This is a genomic window from Bradyrhizobium tropiciagri (genome assembly GCF_001189845.1).
Taxonomy (GTDB): domain Bacteria; phylum Pseudomonadota; class Alphaproteobacteria; order Rhizobiales; family Xanthobacteraceae; genus Bradyrhizobium; species Bradyrhizobium tropiciagri.
In genome coordinates this window covers 48,049-66,957 of the sequence record NZ_LFLZ01000006.1, presented here as the reverse complement: position 1 = coordinate 66,957, position 18,909 = coordinate 48,049, and the positions used below count along the sequence as shown (strand labels likewise).

General features: G+C 65.4%; 14 protein-coding genes and 1 pseudogene. 4 read left to right on the top strand and 11 right to left on the bottom strand.

Features of this window, described 5'->3' with window-relative positions; genetic code table 11:
- The first annotated feature begins 210 nt into the window (after positions 1-210).
- Both AKN84_RS07275 and AKN84_RS07270 read left to right on the top strand, forming a co-directional pair.
- Complete coding sequence (locus tag AKN84_RS07275) at positions 211-1,344, top strand: nitronate monooxygenase (protein WP_050420069.1); 1,134 nt, start codon at positions 211-213, stop codon at positions 1,342-1,344.
- A gap of 143 nt (positions 1,345-1,487) precedes the next feature.
- The gene (locus AKN84_RS07270) at positions 1,488-3,002 is read left to right on the top strand and encodes an acetyl-CoA acetyltransferase (RefSeq protein WP_050420068.1); all 1,515 of its coding nucleotides are present in this window, start codon (positions 1,488-1,490) and stop codon (positions 3,000-3,002) included.
- A gap of 185 nt (positions 3,003-3,187) precedes the next feature.
- Here AKN84_RS07270 and AKN84_RS07265 read toward each other — a convergent pair whose 3' ends face one another.
- From AKN84_RS07265 to ltnD, 6 genes and pseudogenes are all read right to left on the bottom strand, one after another.
- Positions 3,188-4,393, bottom strand: coding sequence for an efflux RND transporter periplasmic adaptor subunit (locus AKN84_RS07265; protein ID WP_050420067.1), 1,206 nt, complete (start codon positions 4,391-4,393; stop codon positions 3,188-3,190).
- The gene (locus AKN84_RS07260) at positions 4,380-7,559 is read right to left on the bottom strand and encodes an efflux RND transporter permease subunit (RefSeq protein ID WP_050420066.1); all 3,180 of its coding nucleotides are present in this window, start codon (positions 7,557-7,559) and stop codon (positions 4,380-4,382) included. Before AKN84_RS07260 ends, AKN84_RS07265 begins: the two co-directional genes overlap by 14 nt.
- Positions 7,560-7,939: 380 nt before the next feature.
- A pseudogene (locus tag AKN84_RS07255) lies at positions 7,940-9,630 on the bottom strand (methyl-accepting chemotaxis protein).
- Between the two features lie 169 nt (positions 9,631-9,799).
- Positions 9,800-11,089 (bottom strand): 3-oxo-tetronate kinase, encoded by a 1,290-nt coding sequence (otnK, locus tag AKN84_RS07250; RefSeq protein ID WP_050420065.1) that lies wholly within the window; start codon positions 11,087-11,089, stop codon positions 9,800-9,802.
- Complete coding sequence (gene otnI, locus AKN84_RS07245; protein ID WP_050420064.1) at positions 11,086-11,868, bottom strand: 2-oxo-tetronate isomerase; 783 nt, start codon at positions 11,866-11,868, stop codon at positions 11,086-11,088. The genes otnK and otnI overlap by 4 nt, the downstream gene beginning before the upstream one ends.
- A 12-nt stretch (positions 11,869-11,880) precedes the next feature.
- Positions 11,881-12,792 carry an L-threonate dehydrogenase gene (gene ltnD / locus AKN84_RS07240; RefSeq protein ID WP_050420063.1) on the bottom strand — a complete coding sequence of 304 codons (912 nt, stop codon included), beginning with the start codon at positions 12,790-12,792 and terminating at the stop codon, positions 11,881-11,883.
- Positions 12,793-12,977: 185 nt separating this feature from the next.
- Here ltnD and otnC point away from each other — a divergent pair, with 185 nt between their 5' ends.
- Both otnC and AKN84_RS07230 read left to right on the top strand, forming a co-directional pair.
- Entirely contained in the window at positions 12,978-13,634 is a 657-nt protein-coding gene (gene otnC / locus AKN84_RS07235) for a 3-oxo-tetronate 4-phosphate decarboxylase (RefSeq protein WP_050420062.1), read from the top strand.
- Between the two features lie 35 nt (positions 13,635-13,669).
- Positions 13,670-13,954, top strand: a complete 285-nt coding sequence (locus AKN84_RS07230; RefSeq protein ID WP_244484972.1) for a hypothetical protein — start codon at positions 13,670-13,672, stop codon at positions 13,952-13,954.
- Between the two features lie 180 nt (positions 13,955-14,134).
- Here AKN84_RS07230 and AKN84_RS07225 read toward each other — a convergent pair whose 3' ends face one another.
- The 5 genes from AKN84_RS07225 to AKN84_RS07205 form a co-directional block, all read right to left on the bottom strand.
- On the bottom strand, positions 14,135-14,839 hold the full coding sequence (locus tag AKN84_RS07225) for an ABC transporter ATP-binding protein (RefSeq protein WP_050420060.1): 705 nt from the start codon (positions 14,837-14,839) through the stop codon (positions 14,135-14,137).
- On the bottom strand, positions 14,823-15,569 hold the full coding sequence (locus tag AKN84_RS07220) for an ABC transporter ATP-binding protein (protein ID WP_050420059.1): 747 nt from the start codon (positions 15,567-15,569) through the stop codon (positions 14,823-14,825). The genes AKN84_RS07225 and AKN84_RS07220 overlap by 17 nt, the downstream gene beginning before the upstream one ends.
- Positions 15,566-16,543: a branched-chain amino acid ABC transporter permease gene (locus tag AKN84_RS07215; RefSeq protein ID WP_050420058.1), complete on the bottom strand. Its 978-nt coding sequence runs from the start codon at positions 16,541-16,543 to the stop codon at positions 15,566-15,568. The genes AKN84_RS07220 and AKN84_RS07215 overlap by 4 nt, the downstream gene beginning before the upstream one ends.
- The gene (locus tag AKN84_RS07210) at positions 16,543-17,421 is read right to left on the bottom strand and encodes a branched-chain amino acid ABC transporter permease (RefSeq protein WP_050420057.1); all 879 of its coding nucleotides are present in this window, start codon (positions 17,419-17,421) and stop codon (positions 16,543-16,545) included. Before AKN84_RS07210 ends, AKN84_RS07215 begins: the two co-directional genes overlap by 1 nt.
- A 192-nt stretch (positions 17,422-17,613) precedes the next feature.
- The gene (locus AKN84_RS07205) at positions 17,614-18,861 is read right to left on the bottom strand and encodes an ABC transporter substrate-binding protein (RefSeq protein WP_050420056.1); all 1,248 of its coding nucleotides are present in this window, start codon (positions 18,859-18,861) and stop codon (positions 17,614-17,616) included.
- Positions 18,862-18,909 lie beyond the last annotated feature (48 nt).

Sequence of the window (18,909 nt, the reverse complement as noted above, 5' to 3'; positions counted from 1 at the left end):
ACTAGATGGTGGGCACACTTCGCTTTGCCCACCCCGCTGGACCGCATTTTCTATCCAGCGGAATGCGCCGCGAGCGATGCTGCCAAGCAGCGTCTCCACGCAAGATCGCCGCGGCCGAAACCCGCTTGGCTTCGCTGACCGTGATGCGCTAGCGTTGCACGGGCTGATGCCAACAAGCACAAGAAGCAGCCGGCGGGAGAAAACCAACCCATGAAATCACCGATCTGCGACATGCTGGGGATCGAATTCCCCCTGCTCGCTTTCAGCCATTGCCGCGACGTGGTGGCGGCGGTCAGCCGCGCCGGCGGTTTCGGCGTGTTCGGCGCCACCCGGTACATGCCGGAGACGCTGGAGCAGGAGCTGAAATGGATCGACGCGCACGTCGACGGCAAGCCCTACGGCATCGACGTGCTGATCCCCGAGAACATCTCCACCGCCGGTGAGAAGAACGTCACCTGGAAGAGCCTCGAGAAGCGCGTCTCGCAAGAGCATCGCGATTTCACCCGCAACCTGCTGAAGAAATACAACATCGAGCTCACGGCGCAGAGCGTCGCGGACAACCAGCCGCAGCCGTTCGATGCCGAGACCGCGCTGCAATTGCTCGAAGTCTCGTTCCGCCATCCGATCAGGCTGATCGCCAACGCGCTCGGCGTGCCGCCGAAGGCGATGATCGAGATGGGGCGCCAGCACAACGTGCCGGTGGCGGCGCTGGTCGGCTCCAAGGAACACGCGCTGCGCCAGGTCGCGGCCGGCGTCGACATCCTGGTCGCGCAGGGCACCGAGGCCGGCGGCCATTGCGGCGAGGTCTCGACCATGGTGCTGGTGCCCGAGGTGATCAAGGCGGTCAAAAAGATCCGCGACGTGCCGGTGCTCGCCGCCGGCGGCATCATGACCGGCAGCCAGATGGCGGCGTGCATGGCGATGGGCGCGGCCGGCGCCTGGACCGGCTCGGTGTGGCTCGCCACCGTGGAGTCGGAGACCTCGGAGATCTTCCGCGAGAAGATGATCGCGGCTTCCTCGCGCGACGCGATCCGCTCCAAGGGCCGCACCGGCAAGCCGGCACGGCAGCTCCGCTCGGTCTGGACCGACGCCTGGGACCGCTCGCCGGACAGCCCCGGCGCGCTGCCGATGCCGCTACAGAGCATCATCAGCCGCGACGCCTTCAACGCCATCGACCGCGCCGCCGCAGCCGGCAACGAGAAGGCGCGCGATCTCGTCAGCTATTTTGTGGGCCAGGGTGTCGGCCTGGTCGACAGCGTCAAGTCCGCGGGCGCTGTCGTGCAGGAGTTCAAGGAAGAGTTCGTCGAGGCCGTCGAGCACATGAACGCGCTGGTGGCGGAGTAGAGTACGTGGCTCATCCTTCAAGGCTCGCTGCGCTCGCACCTCAGGATGACGACCTCCCCGTAGCCGTCACCCTGAGGTGCGCGCTCTTGCGCGCCTCGAAGGGCGGCGGCGTGGCGAAGATCTAGAAAGTGAAGCAAGAAGAAATGACCATATCTCAAATCCCCGAAGACCGCATTCCCGTCATCGTCGGCGTCGGCGAGATCGTCGATCGTCCAAAGGACATCGCCGCCGGCCTCGAGCCGCTCACTTTGCTGGAACAAGCGCTGAAGCGCGCCGAGGCGGACAGCGGCGCAAAACTGCTCGCCGACGTGCAGTCGCTCGACGTCGTCAACTTCCTGAGCTGGCGCTACCGCGATCCCGAGAGGCAGCTCGCCGCACGGCTCGGCATTGCGCCCGCGCACCTCTATTACGGCCCGGTCGGCGGCGAGAGCCCGATCCGCTATCTGCATGAGACGGCGCAGCGCATCGCGCGCGGCGAATGCAGCGTCGCCGCGGTGTGCGGCGCGGAGGCCCAGTCGACCGCGACCAAGGCGCAGCGCGCCGGCGTCGAATTGCCGTGGACGCCATTCGCGCATGACGTCGAGGAGCCGAAGCGCGGCGCCGCGTTCCAGAAGCCGATGGCGGTGACACTTGGCGTATTCAGGCCGATTACGGTCTATCCGCTCTATGAGTCCGCAACCTCGGCGCATTGGGGCCAGACGCCGCGCGAGGCACTGAAGGAATCCGGCGACCTGTGGTCGACCTATGCGCGGGTTGCCGCCGACAATCCCAGCTCCTGGCTGAAGAAGAAGTTCACCGGCGAGGAGATCACCACGGCAACTCCCGACAACCGGATGATCGCCTGGCCGTATACAAAACTGATGGTGGCGAACCCGACGGTGAACATGGGCGGCGCGCTGATCCTGACCAGCCTCGCCAAAGCGCGTGCGGCGGGCGTGCCCGAGGACAAGCTGATCTATCCGCTCGGCGGCGCCTCGGCGGAAGAGCCGCGCGACTACCTGACCCGCGACCAGTTCGTCGAGAGCCACGCGCAGAATGCGGTGCTGAAGGCGGTGATGGACCTCGTCGGCGGCGACGGCAAAAAGTTCGACGCGATCGAGCTCTATAGCTGCTTCCCCTGCGTGCCGAAGATGGCGCGCCGCACGCTGGGCCTGGGTGCCGACGTGCAGCCGACCGTGACCGGTGGCCTGACGTTCTTCGGCGCGCCGCTCAACACCTACATGACGCATTCGGCCTGCGCGATGGTGCGCAAGCTGCGCAGCGGCGGCACGCTCGGCCTGCTCTACGGCCAGGGCGGCTTCGTCACCAAGCACCACGGCCTCGTGCTGTCGCGCGCGGCGCCGACGACCGCGCTCAAGCAGGAGACCTCCGTGCAGGCGGAAGCCGACCGAAACAGGCGCGACGTACCCGAGTTCACCGACAAGGCCGCGGGCAAGGGCAAGGTCGAAGCCTTCACCGTGATCTATCGCGCCAATGGCGAGGTCGAGCATGGCGTCACCATGCTGCGCACCGAGGACGGCCGCCGCACGCTCGGCCGCATCCCGGCGAGCGACACGGTGACACTGGCGTATCTGCAAAACCTCGATCGCACACCGGTCGGCACCACCGGCAACATCGTCACCGCCGCTGACGGCATGCTGGAATGGCGGGTGGGGTAGCACTTCCTGCCACCGCCGCAAAATCCGCCGTCATCCTGAGGTGCGAGCGGAGCGAGCCTCGAAGGATGGGCCGCAAACGCCGTCGTGGTGCCATCCTTCGAGGCGCGCAAGAGCGCGCGCACCTCAGGATGACGGCATAGCAAGCGGCTTGAGTTGAAAGGCGGGAACGAACTTAGCCGCGCGCCCTACCCCTTCACGTCCTGCTTTTCGGACGCCGTGGTCGGCTTGCCCTTGGTGGCGCCGGCGCCGGTGACGCGGACATGGTCGCCGTCGGCGAGACCGTCCGGCGGGGCGGTGATGATGCGGTCGTCGGGTGCGAGGCCCGAGGCGAGCTCGATCTCCTTGCCGAGGTCGCGGCCGATCTTCACGGTCTTGAACAGCACCTTGTCGTCCGGGGTCACGGTTGCGACCCGCAGGCCGTTGCCGTTGAAGATCAGCGCGCTGGCGGGAATGCTGAGCGGCGTTGCGTCGCGCTGCAGGTTCAGCTTCACGCTGGCATAGCCGCCCGGCATCAATTCGCCGGAGGAATTGTCGAGCCCGAGCTGCATCCGCGTCGTGCCGGAGGCGACGTCGACTGCCTGCGAGGAGGCTTCCACCGTCGCCTGGAAGCTGCGGTTCGGGTAGTCCGGCAGCGACAGCGTGGCCTTGGCGCCGATCTTGATCGCCGGCACGTAGTTCTGCGGCACGTTGACATAGACGCGCAGCTTGGTGATGTCGGACACCGTGAACATCGCCGGACCCGAGTTGCCACCGGCATTGATCAGCGCGCCGACGTCGGTGTCGCGCGAGGTCACCACGCCGTCGAACGGCGCCGTGATCTTCTTGTAGCCGGCGAGCGCTTCCAGCCGCTCGACATTGGCCTGGCCGGCCTTGACCGCACCGTTCTTGTTGGAGAGGTCGGCGGTGCGCTCGTCGATCTCCTGCGCCGAGACGAAGTTCGAGGCCACCAGCGTCTTGCGCCGGGCGAGCGTTGCCTCGGAGAGCTTGGCCGAGGCCTGGGCGCTGGCGAGATCGGCGCGTGCCTGCAGCAATTGCTGGTCGAGGTCGGGCGCCTCGATCTCGGCGATCACCTGGCCGGCCTTGACGCGGGCGCCGATGTCGGCGTCCCAGTTCTTCAGATAGCCGGACACCCGGGCGTAGATGGGCGCGCGGGAATAGGCCTCGAGCCGGCCCGGCAGATCGATCGTGGGGCTCAGCGCCTTGGCGTTGGGCAGCGCCACCGCGACGGTCGGAATGGCCTGGTCGTCGGTCCATTCCTTCAGCCGGTTGTCCTGCTCCTCGCGGGCGCGGATGCCGGTGCCGACGATCAGCCCCGCGCCGACCAATGCAACCACGCCGAATATGCCCAACCTCCGGCCGGACACCGGTGGGCGCTGTTCAGTGGGCTGCATGCGGAATCTCCGATGAGGCGGCGGCTTTGGCGCCTTGCTTCTTGTGTACCATACTGAATACCACGGGAACAAACATCAGGGTGGCGAAGGTGGCGAAGATCAGGCCGCCGATCACGGCCCGGCCGAGCGGCGCGTTCTGCTCGCCGCCCTCGCCGAGCCCGAGCGCCATCGGCGCCATGCCGATGATCATGGCGAGCGCGGTCATCAGCACCGGGCGGAACCGGACGAAGCCGGCCTCCAGCGCCGCCGCGATGGGATCGCCGAGCTCCTCATAGCGCTCGCGGGCGAAGCTGATCACCAGCACGCTGTTGGCGGTCGCGACGCCCATGCACATGATGGCGCCGGTCAGCGCCGGAACCGACAGCGTGGTCTCCGTCGTGAACAGCATCCAGACGATGCCGGCGAGCGCCGCGGGCAGCGCCGTGATGATCACGAACGGGTCCGACCAGGACTGGAAGTTCACGACGATCAGGAAATAGATCAGCACGACGGCGCCGAGCAGGCCGAACAGCAGGCCCGTGAAGGCCGAGTTCATGGTCTGCACCTGGCCGAGCAGCACCACGGACGAGCCCTTCGGCACCTCCTTGGCGGTGTCCGCGATCAGTTGCCGCACGTCGGTCGCGACGCCGCCGAGGTCGCGGCCCTGCGTCGTGGCGTAGATCTGCACCAGCGACTGGATGTCATACTGCGAGACCACGGCGCTCGAGGTCGCGCGCTTGATGTCGGCGATGCCGCCGAGGATCGGCGCCTGGGTGTTGCCGGTCGCGGTGATCGGCAGCGTCTGCAGCGCGCTCAGCGAGTCGATCTGGTATTGCGGCGTCTGCATCACGATCGAGTACGACACGCCGTTGTCGGGGTTGAGAAAATAGGTCGGCGCCACCTGCGAGGAGCCGGCGAGGTTGACGACCAGCGAATTGGTGACGTCGCGCTCGGTCAGGCCGACATATTGCGCACGGGTGCGGTCGACATCGATGTTGAAGGTCGGATTGTTCGGCGACTGCTGGATCCGCGCGTCGGCGATGCCGGGAATGCGCTTGATCTTCGCCAGCAGCCTGTTGGCATAGGCGTAGTTGGCCTCGAGATTGGCGCCGCGGATCTGCAGATCGATCGGCGCCGGCGCGCCGAAGTTCAGGATCTGGCTGACGATGTCGGCCGGCAGGAAGGAGAAGCTGGTGCCCGGGAACAGCCGCGGCAACTGCTCACGCAGCGTGCGGACATGCTGCTCGGTCGGCTTGTGACCTTCCCTGAGCTTGATCTGGATGTCGGCATCCTGCGGGCCGATCACGCCGGTGTTGTTGTAGGTCAGGTTGATGCTGGAGATCGGCATGCCGATGTTGTCGGTCATGGTGTCGATCTCGCCCGGGATCAGCTTGCGGATCGCCTTCTGGACGTCCGCCATCTGGTTGGCGGTCTCCTCGACGCGGGTGCCGACCTGGGTGCGGACATGCATCAGGATGTTGCCGGCGTCGACCGCCGGGAAGAAGTTGCGGCCGAGGAACGGCACCAGCAGGAACGACGCGGCGACCACCGCGAGGAATCCGCCAACGAACACCTTGCGGTGGCCGAGCGCCATCGCGAGCAGGCCATGGTAGCCGCCGCGGATGCGCTCGAACCGCGCTTCGAAGCCGCGCTGGAACCAGACCAAAGGATTGCGTGACTTCGGCGGCGCACCTTCGTGATGGACATGCGGCTGCAACAGATAGTTCGCCATCGTCGGCACCAGGGTGCGCGACAGGATGAACGACCAGATCATCGCGAACATGACGGCTTCGGCCATCGGCACGAACAGGAAGCGCGCGACGCCGGTGAGGAAGAACATCGGCACGAACACGATGCAGATACAGAGCAGCGAGACGAAGGCCGGCGTCACGATCTGGTTGGCGCCGTCGAGGATCGACTGCTCGACCGGCTTGCCCTGCTCCAGATGGTAATTGATGTTCTCGATCGTCACCGTCGCGTCGTCGACCAGGATGCCGACTGCGAGCGCAAGGCCGCCGAGCGTCATGATGTTCAGCGTCTCGCCGATCAGGGACAGCAGGATGATGGCCCCGAGCACCGACAACGGGATCGACACCGCGATGATCACGGTCGAGCGCCAGCTGCCGAGGAACAAGAGGATCATCACGCTGGTCAGGAGCGCGGCGATCACGCCCTCGAAGGCGACGCCGGTGATCGCGCCGCGGACGAACACCGACTGGTCGCCGACGAAGCCGATCTTGAGTGCGTCCGGCAGCTGGTCCTTGACGTCGATCACCTTCTGCTTGATGCCGGCGATGATGTCGAGCGTCGAAACCGCGCCGGCCTTCAGCACCATCATCAGCACCGAGCGGTTGCCGTCGACATGGACGATGTTGGTCTGCGGCGGGTTGCCATCGCGAACCGTGGCGACGTCGCGGATATAGACCATCGCGCCGTTGACGGTCTTGATCGGCAGGTCGCCGAGCTCCTCGATCTTGAGCGGCGAGTTGTTCAGGTTGATGGTGTATTCGAAACTACCGATCTTCTGGGTGCCGACCGGCGTGATCAGGTTCTGCGCTGCAAGCGCATTGGCAACGTCCTGGCCCGACAGGCCGCGCGCCTGCAGCGCGGTCGAATTGAGGTCGATCTGGATCTGGCGCTGCTTGCCGCCATACGGATAGGGGATCGCGGCGCCGGGCACCGTGACCAGCGGCGTGCGCAATTGGTTGATGCCGATGTCGGCGAGGTTCTGCTCGGTGAGGCCGTCACCCGACAGCGCGACCTGGATGATCGGAACCGTCGAGGCGCTGTAGTTGAGGATCAGCGGTGGCGTTGCACCCGGCGGCAATTGCTTCAGCAGGGTCTGGGCGATCGCGGTGACCTGGGCGTTGGCGGTGCGGATGTCGACATTGGGCTGGAAGAAGATCTTGACGATGCCGATGCCGTTATAGGAGTTGGCAACGATGTGCTCGATGTCGTTGACCGTCGTGGTCAGCGTGCGCTCGAACGGCGTCGTGATGCGCCCGGACATCTGGTCCGGCGGCAGGCCGGTGTACTGCCAGGCCACGCCGATCACGGGAATGCGGATCTCGGGAAAGATGTCGGTCGGCGTGCGCAGCGCCGCCAGCGGTCCGATAATCAACAGCAGGATCGCGAGCACGACGAAAGTATACGGCCGGCTCAGCGCGATACGGACCAGTGCGATCATAAAAACAGCGTTCCCGAAATGAAGCCCGCCCAGGCAGAGGAATCGACATTGCAAAAGCCGTTCCGCAGCGGCCGATTTACCTGATGCAGCGCAAAACGCCAACCCGTGGTGCCGTCGCGGCCTTCACTTCCTTGGCATAGTGCGTGAAGCCGCGCGCTCCGGTCGGCTGTGCCTGGTGCAGCGCCGCCCGTCGCGCTCAGATCAACGTTAAAAATAGACGGCTCTGCTGCGAATGCGAGCAAGCCGAGGATACCGTTTCGGCTGACGAGACGCTAACGCATCGCTGCTCTGCAAAAATGCAAAACGTGGTGAGCCGGTCGGCCCACCACGCTTGGATCAGTCAGCCCGTGCGGACGGGGCGATCCCCCGACCGCCGCGGGTCAGGCCGCGCGGACGGCCTCGAGGAACTTGCCGACTTCGAGCTTGAGGCGATTGCTGTCACCTGAGAGCGACTGTGCTGCCGACAGCACCTGACTGGAAGCCGAGCCGGTTTCGTTGGCGCCGTGCTGCACGTCGGTGATGTTGGCCGAGACCTGCTGGGTGCCCTGCGCCGCCTGCTGCACGTTGCGGGAGATCTCCTGCGTCGCCGCGCCCTGCTCCTCGACCGCGGCGGCAATGGTGGATGAGATCTCCGACAATTTCTCGATGGTCGACGAGATCTCCTTGATCGCACCGACCGACTCCTGGGTCGCGGTCTGGATGCCGGCGATCTGCTGGCCGATCTCACCGGTCGCCTTGGCGGTCTGCTCCGCGAGCGCCTTCACCTCGGACGCGACGACCGCAAAGCCGCGGCCGGCTTCGCCGGCGCGCGCCGCCTCGATGGTCGCGTTCAGCGCCAGAAGATTGGTCTGGCCGGCGATGGTGTTGATCAGCTCGACGACGTCGCCGATCCGCGCGGCGGCCTTCGACAGCTCGCTGACGCGATCGTTGGTGGTGCGCGCCTGGCCGACGGCATCGCCCGCCATCCGCGCTGATTCCTGCACCTGGCGGCTGATCTCGGTGACCGACGACGACAGCTCTTCGGTCGCCGATGCCACCGACTGCACGTTGGTCGACGCCTCCTCGGACGCCGCGGCAACCGACGTGGTCAGTTCCTGCGAACGCCGCGCCGTCGACGACAGCGTGGAGGCGGAAGCTTCGAGCTGGGTCGAGGCCGACGACACGGTCTGCACGATCTCGCCGATCATCTGTTCGAAATTGCGGGTGATGGTGTCGACCCGGCGGCCGCGCTCGATCTTGGCTTCGGCATCGGCAGCCGCGGCTTCGTCGGCCGCCTTCTTGGCGACCAGGGCTTCCTTGAACACCTGCAACGTATCAGCCATCGCGCCGATCTCGGTCTTCTCGCCCTGGTGCGGGACGTTTGCGGTCAGGTCACCGCGGCCCAGCGCCTGCATCGGCGAGATGATCGAAGCGATCCCGGCCGAAACGTCACGAACCAGGTAGAAGCTGACACCAACACCGATCAGGACCGCGCCGCCGAGGATCACCGCGAGCAGCATGAAGGCCGAATTGTAGCTGTCGGTGGCATCCTGCGCGCCTTGTCGGCCCCGGTGTTGTTGTAGGCGATGTCCTTGTTGAGAATTTCGTCCGCCTCAAGGCCGATCTTGTTCACGACCTGGGTGTTGAGCTCATGCGCATCATGGGGGATCTTGCCGGCGTCCTTGCGCGACAGCTCCATCACCTGTTCGGTGCCCTTGCGGTACTTGTCCCAGGTCTCGACCCACTGATTGTAAAACGCCCGTTCCCCCGGCGACGTAATCATCGGCTCGTAGGCCGAACGGGCCTTGGCGATCATCTCGATCACGGTGGCCAGCGTCTTTTCCTGCGCCAGCTTGGTTTCGGTCGTCTCGGAGAGCATGTGCTCGCGGATCACGTTGCGATAGGTGATGACCCCGGCGCGCAGCTCGCCGAGCACGCGCACGCTCGGCAGCCAGTTGGTCGTGATGTCGACTGTGTTGGCATTGATCGCCCGCATATTCCAGACTGCAAGCAGGCCCATGCCGGTCAGCGCGACAAGCAGGAACGCAACCGCGGCGATGATCTTGGCGCGGATCGAGAATTTGGCGAACATCGTGGGGTCTCTTGGTATCGGGCTCGCGAAGCCCGATCGAATGGCTGGGGGCGTGGCGGGACGCCGCAGACATCAAAGCCACTCCCCCTCCTTAAGTAGGGTTAATTTGGTTCCCCGTTGAACTACTGAGATGGCAGTCACGTCCGTGACATGATGCGCGACAGGCGCATCATGGCATCAACGCGAGCGCGTCGGTGAAGAACTCCGGCCCGCCGAAATTGCCTGATTTCAGCGCAAGCACCATGTCGCCATTCCCAGCGCCGACGGCGCGCAGAACCGGCACGCCTGCGGCGATTTCCGCGCCGACCAGAAATCCCGGAATACCCAGGCGATCGACGACCGCGCCTGAAGTTTCACCGCCGGCGACCACCAGCCTGTGCACGCCTGACCGCACCAGACCATCCGCGATATCGGCCATGGCCTGCTCGATGGCGTGCCCGGCTGCATCGCGGCCATGACGGGCTTGCAGAGCTGCCACCTCATCCGGAGTCGAGCTGCTCGCGATCAGCACTGGTCCCTTGCCGAGCCGATCCTTGGCCCAAGCCAGCGCGCGCTGCGCCTCGTCCTTGCCGGCGACCACCCGCTCGGGGTCGAGGTGCAGGACCGGCATCACCTTCTCGGCGCTGGCGATCTGGCGCAGCGTCGCCTGCGAGCAACTGCCGGCGAGGCAGGCCGCCGGGCCGCCGACCGGCGTCCCCAACACCGTGTCCGCGGCATCCGATTTGGCCTTGCCGGAATCGGCCAGGGCCCGCGCCAGTCCAAGCCCGATGCCGGAGGCGCCGACCGAGAGCCGGTGATCCAGTGCCACCTGCCCGATGGTCTCGAGGTCGCGGTCGAACACCGCATCGATGATGGCCGCACCGATGCCGCTCTGCGCGAGCTCGGCGAGCCTGGCACGGACGGCCTCGGCGCCGCGGGCGAGCGTGGCGAGATCGACCAGGCCGACCTTGGTCCTGCTCTGGCGCGCCAGCACACGGACCAGGTTGGAATCATGCATCGGGTTGAGCGGATGGTCCTTCAGCGGGCTCTCGTTCAGCGGCACTGGGCCTACGAACAGATTGCCCTGATAGACGGTGCGGCCGGTTTCCGGGAACGCCGGCGTCACCAGCACGATGCTGTCCTTTGAGTCGGCGCGCAGCGCGTCCATCACCGGGCCGATATTGCCGGCGTCGGTGGAATCGAAGGTCGAGCAGATCTTGAACAGGATGTGAGAAGCGCCGCGGCCGCGCAGCCAGGCCTCCGCCGCGCGCGAGCGCGAGACCGCAAGCCGCGCCTCGATCGAGCGGCTCTTCAGCGACACCACGACGGCATCGACCTCGGGCAGCGCGAGATCGTCCGCCGGGACGCCGATGGTCTGCACGGTGCGCAGGCCGGCGCGGGTCAGCGTGTTGGCGAGGTCGGAGGCGCCGGTATAGTCGTCGGCGATGCAGCCGAGCGACAGTTTCGCTGCTGATGTCACGGCTTCACTCCGGCATAGGGCTTGAACCAGGCAAGGCCATCGGTGGTCTTGCCGCGCGGATTGTATTCGCAGCCGACGAAGCCACCATAGCCGAGCCGGTCCAGCTCGCCGAACAGGAACGGATAGTTCAGCTCCTCGCCGTCAGGCTCGTTGCGCGACGGGATCGAGGCGATCTGGATGTGGCCGATGATCGGCATCATCTCGCGCAGCCGCATGGTAACGTCGCCATGGATGATCTGGCAGTGATAGATGTCGAATTGCAGCTTGAGGTTCGGGAGGCCAAGCTCATTGATCACATCGCGCGCGAAGATGAAGTCGTTGAGGAAGTAGCCGGGCACGTTGCGCGGATTGATCGGCTCGATCACGACGTCGAGGCCGTGCGGCGCGAAGAACTCGGCGGCATGGGCGATCGATTTGCGAAACGCCGCAACCGCTTTGGCCTCGGTGCGGTCGGCAATCCCGGCCATCAGGTGCACACGCTTGACGCCGGTCGCCTGCGCATAGGGCAGCGCGGTGTTCAGGCTCGCTTGCAGATCGGCGAAGCGATCCGGCAGCGCCGCAAAGCCCTTCTCGCCGGCGTTCCAGTCGCCCGGCGGCAGGTTGAACAGCGCCTGGGTCAGCCCGGCAGCCTTCAGCCGCTTGCCGACCTCCTCGGCCGGATGGTCATACGGAAACAGGAATTCGACCGCGGTGAAGCCCGCTTTCGCCGCCGCCTCGAAGCGGTCGAGGAACGGGACCTCGTTGAACATCATGGTGAGATTGGCGGCAAAGCGGGGCATTGCAGGATCCTCTTATTTCGCGCCGGGAAGCTTGGTGCCGGTGACCTGGGCATACATCCGCGCCACCGATGCATCGTCGTCGCGGCCCATGCCGGCCGCCGCCGTCATCAGGAACATCTGCAACGCCGCGGCCGACACCGGCACCGGAAAGCGCGCATTGCGCGCCATGTCCTGGATGATGCCGAGGTCTTTCACGAAAATCTCCACCGCGCTGCGCGGCGCATAGTCGCCGTCCAGCACATGCGGCATGCGGTTCTCAAACATCCAGGAATTGCCGGCGGAGGCCGTGATCACCTCATAGACCTTGCGGATGTCGAGGCCCTGCTTGGCGGCGAACGCGATCGCCTCCGAGGCGGCCGCGATGTGCACGCCGGCCAACAGCTGGTTGATCATCTTGAACGCGGCGCCCTGCCCGGCGGCATCGCCGAGCTCGTAGAGTTTTGCCGCCATTGCATCCAGCGCCGGCCGCGCCTTCGCGAACGCCGCCGCGCTGCCGGAGGCGAGAATGGTCAACTCGCCTTGCGCTGCGCGTTGCGCACCGCCGGAGATCGGTGCGTCGAGATAATGCCGGCCGGTCGCCTCGAGCTGCTTGGCGAGCCGTCGTGCGATATCGGGGTCCATGGTCGCCGAGGAAATGAAGACCGCGTCCTTGGCCAGCGTCTCGGCGGCGCCGTCCTTGCCGAACAGGATGGCCTCGGTCTGCGCCGCGTTGACGACGACGCTGACGACGATGTCAGCATCCCTGGCCGCCTCGGCCGGCGTTTTCGCACCCTTGCCGCCATCGGCCACGAAGCGCGCGACGGCTTCGGCCGAAACGTCGCAGCCGGTCACGACGAACCCGGCGCGCTTGAGCGAGGTCGCCATGCCATATCCCATCGAGCCCAGCCCGATGACGGCGATGTGCGGTGTTGCGGAACTGGACATAAGGCGATCCCTGAAGATTTTTGGTTGTTTGAGCATTTTCGGAAAACCGGCTTTCACCCTTCCCGATCATGCGCGTTGCTGCCTGCCTATCACGGCTTGGCCGCGCTGCCAAAGCATGAGACAAAGCTGGAAACGGATGGCGGCAAAGTTGGCGCCGAGAGCGAGACCGGAAGAGCGAAACCCGGATGAGCGAAACAAAGCTTCGTGAAGACATCTGCCGCTTCGGCCGCTCGCTGTTCGAGCGCGGGCTGACGCCGGGCTCGTCGGGCAATATCAGCGTTCGCCTCGACGACTGCGGCTGGCTGGTGACGCCGACCAATGCCTCACTCGGCTTCCTCGATCCGGCGAAAATGTCACGGCTCGACGGCAACGGCCGGCTGGTCTCCGGCGATGCTCCGACCAAGGAGGTGCCGCTGCACACCGCACTCTACCAGACGCGCGCGTCCGCCGGCGCCGTGGTGCATCTGCACTCGACCCATTCGGTTGCGCTGTCGATGCTGCCCGAGATCGATCCGCGCGCCGCGCTGCCGGCGATGACTGCGTACTACGTCATGAAGTGCGGCCAGACCGCGCTGGTGCCCTATTATCGCCCCGGCGACCCCGCCGTGGCTGACGCGATCAGGGGGCTGGCCGGGAAATATTCATCGGTGCTGCTCGCCAATCACGGCCCCGTCGTCTCCGGCGACACGCTGGAGGCGGCCGTGTTCGCGACCGAGGAGCTGGAAGAAACCGCCAAACTCTATCTGCTGCTGCGCGGGCTGAACCCGCGCTATCTCTCGCCCGAACAGGTCGCGGATTTGACCAGGACATTCGGGCTCGTGCTGCCGGACCACCCCCACTAGATCAAGCGGAGGATCGTATGCAAAGGACAGTCATGATGAGGTTCACAGGCTTGGCGTTAGCGGCACCGTTCGCCGTCGGCCTTGCGGCATCGGACGCACGGACCGAAGAGACCTTGCAAGGCATGCTGGCAACCCAGCTGCGCGCGCAGGGCTATGCCTGCGACAAGCCGCTCAAGGCCGAGCGGGACGACAAGCTCTCCAAGCCCGACAACGAGGCCTGGACGCTGACCTGCAGCAACGCGACCTACCGCGTCACCCGCGTGCCCGACCTTGCCGCGAAGGTCGAAAAGGTCGAAGAGGGCAAGGAACAGGGCAAGTAGGCTGAGCCTGCAAAAACGGCTTATTCGAGCTACGCGCCTCACACACCGGCGTCATCCTGAGGTGCGAGCGAAGCGAGCCTCGAAGGATGAGTCACAAGCGCCCGGGGCCCATCCTTCGAGGCGCGCCGAAGAGGCGCGCACCTCAGGATGACGAGAGAGTGCGTGGAGATATCCCTGTTGCTAGAGCCCCAGATACGCCTTGCGCACGTCGGGATTGCCGCTGATCTCGGCTGCGGTGCCCTGCATCAGCACCCGACCCGTTTGCAGGATGTAGGCGCGGTCGGCGATTTCCAGGCACTCGGCCATGCGTTGCTCGACGATCAGGACCGTCATGCCGGCGTCGCGGATGCGCTTCACGGCCTGGAAGATCTCATCGACGAGTTTAGGCATGATGCCCTGCGACGGCTCGTCGAGCATCAGGAGCCGCGGCCGCGTCATCAGCGCGCGGCCGATCGCAAGCATCTGCTGCTCGCCGCCGGACAGGGTCTCGGCACGCTGCTCGAGCCGTTCGCCGAGTCGCGGGAACAGCTTGAACACCAGATCGAGCGGCGCATCGCGGTCGGCCTTGCTGCGATAGAGATAGCTGCCGAGCCGCAGATTGTCGCTCACCGACAACCGTGGAAACAGCCGCCGGTTCTCCGGCACGAAGGCGATGCCTTCAGCCGTGATGACGTGCTGCGGCTGGCCGTCGATGCGCTTGCCGTCGAAGGTGACGGTGCCAGCGCGCGGACGCTCGGCGCCGGCGATCGATTTCAAAAGCGTCGACTTGCCCGCGCCGTTGGCGCCGGCGACGCAGACGATCTCGCCCTTGGTGACGTCGATCGACACCGAGGAGATCGCGACCAGACCCTGATAGGCGGTGGTGACTTCACGCACCGACAGCATGACGATCCCCGAGATAGGCAGAAATGACTTCCGGATTGCGGACGACCTCAGTCGGCTTGCCCTCGACCAGCACCTTGCCGAGATTGAGCACGATGGCGCGGTCGACCAGCGGCATCACGATTTCCATCACATGCTCGACCATCAGCACGGTGACGCCGGTGGCGCGCACCTTGCGCACCAGCTCGACGCCGGTCTGCGCCTCGACTGGTGTGAGGCCAGTGAGGACTTCGTCGAGCAGCAGCAATTTCGGCTCGGTCGCGAGCGCCCGCGCGACCTCGAGCCGGCGCTTCTCCGACGGCACGAGGTCGGCCGCCAGCTTGTCGGCGCGCGCGGCAAGGCCGCAGAACTCCAGCACCTCATAGGCCTTCTGCCGCGCGATCCGCATCTTGGTGTTGCGGATCAGCGCGCCGACGATGACGTTGTCGATCACGGTCATGGTCTCGAAGCTCTTGACCACCTGGAAGGTGCGCCCGACGCCGCGCTGGCAGCGTTCCGCCGCCGGCAGCCTTGTGACGTCCTCGCCGTCGAAGATGATCGAGCCCTGGGTCGGCGGCAGCACGCCCGCGATCAGGTTGAACAGCGTCGACTTGCCGGCACCGTTCGGGCCGATCAGGCCGACGATCTCGCCGCGCCCGACCGAGATCGAGACGTCGCTGTTGGCGACGAGGCCGCCGAAGCGCTGCCAGACGCCGCGCGTTTCCAAGAGCGGGGTTTGGGGAGACGCTGTCATCGCGCGGCCTCCTTGCGCCACGAGAACACGCTGACCAGGCCGCGCGGCAGCGCCAGCGAGATCACGACGATCAGCGCGCCGTAGACGATGAGGTCGACGCCGCGGCCGGATCCGCCGATGAACGAGCGCGTCAGCTCGGTGAGCGGGATCAGGATGACCGCGCCGAGCACCGGCCCCCACAAGGTGCCGATGCCCCCGAGCACGGCGGGCAGCGCCATCAACAGCGAGAACTGGAAGCCCATCACGCTCTCAGGATCGATATAGGACACGAACTGGGCGTAGAAGCTGCCGCCCACCGCGACCAGGAACGCCGAGACCGCCGCCGCGCCCATCTTGGAGTTGAACACGACCACCCCGAGGCTTTCGGCGGCATCGGGATTGTCCTTCACCGCACGCCACCAATAGCCCCATTTGGAATCCTCCAGCCACCAGGTGACGAACCAGGCGATGCAGGCCAGCGCCAGCGCAAAATAGAAGTACGGCAGCTTCGAGCGGGTGAACTGGAATTTCAGCCAGCTGTCGCCGCGCACCGGGATGTCGATGCCAAGCGCTGCGCCAGCCCAATCCCAGTTCTGGATCAAAACCAGCGCAATCTCGGCGATCACGATGGTCGCGATCACGAAGTAATGCCCGCGCAGGCGGAAGCAGGGATAGCCGAGCGCCATCGCGATCACGGCCGAGATCGCCCCGCCCGCCAGCATGCCGAACCACGGCAGCACGCCGAACTTGGTGAACAGCAGCGCGGTGGTGTAGGCCCCTAACCCGAAATACAGCGCATGGCCGAGCGAGATCTGCCCGCAATAGCCGGACAGGATGTTCCAGCTCTGCGACAGTGCCGCATACATCAGGGTCAGGACCATGATGTTCTGGACATAGACGTCCTTGACGAACAGCGGCACCAGCGCGGCGACTACGGCAAGGCAACCGGCCACGATCAGGTCACGCCTGCGGCGTTGGGCGAAGTGGGTGTCCATCACATCGATCCGAACAGGCCACGCGGGCGGATGAAGACGACCAGCAGATAGACGGCATAGATGCCGACCGATTTCAGCGACGGCGGCAGGATCAGTGCGGTGGTCGCCTCGACCAGGCCGACGATGATGCCGCCGGCAAAGGCGCCGAACACGCTGCCGAAGCCGCCGAGCGCCACGGTGACGTAGGCGATCAGCGCAAAGGAGGCGCCGACGTCGGGATAGATGTAGAAGAAGATCGCCATGATTGCGCCGGCGAGGCCGACCAAAGCAGCACCAAGGCCCCAGCCGAGTGCGAACACCCGGTTCTTGTCGATGCCGACGAGGGCCACCGCGCCGGCATCCTCGCGCGTTGCTTCCAGCGCGCGGCCGAAATCGGTGCGGTTGATGAAGAAGTAGAGCGCGACGAAGGCCGCGATCGACAGCATCGCGCCGATCAGCTGCGGCTCCGGCAGATAGATGCCGGCGATCGACACCGTCTTGCCGCCGAGCCAGGAATTGGTGACGCTGCGGTAGTCCGGCGTGAAGAAGAACTGGGCGAGGCCCCGCATCACGATCGCAAGGCCGAAGGTCGAAAAGATCTGCACCATGCCGGCATTGGCCTTGGCGCGCATCGCGAAGCGGACCACCAACAGATAGACCAGCGCGCCGAACACGAACAATGCCGCGGCGACTAGCGGCGCCGCCAGCAAGGGATCGATCGCGAAGAACGCGAACAGGAAGAAGGTCGCGTACATCGCGATCATCAGGAACTCGCCGTGCGCGAAATTCACGACGTCCATCAATCCGAAGATCAATGCGAGGCCGGCGGCGATCAGTCCGTAGAGCAGCCCCATCAGGAGGCCGCTCGCCAAACTCTGGATAATGGTCTCGGCTGTCACCGTTGACGCTCCATGTTCCAGGCGTTGTCGTTAGCCCCCGTCATTGCGAGCAGCGAAGCGACGAAGCAATCCATGCTTCCTTTTTGCGGAGAGATGGATTGCTTCGCTTCGCTCGCAATGACGGAACATGCGAGGCTCCGTGTGATGTCTTCGGCTCTCACCGCCCTCTGCCCCCCTCTAGCGTCCGACCGATCAGCTGTTCATCGGCCAGATCGCCTCGGAGACGGCGGCCTGTTCCGGGAAGATCGTCACGAAGTTCTTCGCGGAATATTGCAGCAGCACCGGATCGGCGAAGTTGTTCTGCCCCATCTCGTCGAACTTGACGCGCCGCCACGGCATGATGGTGACATCGCCCGGCATGTCGGTCGCGACCAGCGCCTCGCGGATCTTCTCGCCGTCGGTCGACTTGGCGCGGTTGACGGCATCGGCCATGATGATGAGGCCCATGAACTGGCGCGACGTATAGTCGTTGAAGTCCTTGCCGGATTTGGCGCGGTACATTTCGTTGATGAGACCGACCATCGGCCGCTTCTGCGCCAGGTCGAGCGAGAAGCTGCCGCGCGAGATCACGCCCTCGAGCTTGTCGCCGACGGCATCATAGGTCGCCTTTTCCGAGAAGCCGGCGTCCTGCGCCATGATGTTCTTCGGCTTGTAGCCGAGCTCGGCCATGGTCTTGACCAGCAGGATCGAGTCGGTGGTATAGCTCGACGGCATCAAGACGTCGGCATTGGCCGCCTTGAGCTGCTGCACCTCGGCGGTGAGCGACGGCGAGTTGGCGCGATACTTGATGTCGGCCACGATCTTGTAGCCCCGCTCGGCGGCGAGCTTGGTTTGCGCGTTCGCCGAATCGGTGCCGAAGATGGTGTCCTCGTGGAACAGCGCCAGCGTCTCGATCTTCTGGCCCTTCTTCTTCATCGCATCGAAGAAATCGAACATCGCGGCCGAGAACATCTCGTCATGCGGCGAGGCGCGGAAATAATACTTCAGGCCGCGGCGGTGCAGGCTCGGCGAGGAATTGTCGGCCGAGATGAACGGCACGCCGTAGCGCTCGCAGGTCTGGCTGACGGTGACGGCCACCGCGCTCTGATAGGTGCCGACGACGGCGCAGACTTTCTCCTGGGTGATCAGCCGCTCGGTCTCGGCGCGGCCCTTCTGCGGATCGGCCTGGTGGTCGGCGAACACGAGCTTGACCTTGGCGCCGCCGAGGCCGGACAGGCCTTCGCCCTTGGCGAGCGGCAGCGCGAAATCGTAGTTCTTGTTGATGATGTCGGCCGCGGTGTTGAAGGCATGCTGCGCGTCGACGCCGATCGCGGCACTGGAGCCGGACAGCGGATAGATCACGCCGATTGCCACTTCGCTTGTCTGTGCGCGTGCGGCGATCGGACCGAGCGCAGCGGCGGCAGTGGCTCCCAGCAATACGTTACGGCGAGAGATCGTCATCGAAATTTCCCCTTCAGCTTTGTTCTTATCGATGTGACGCTTGTAGCG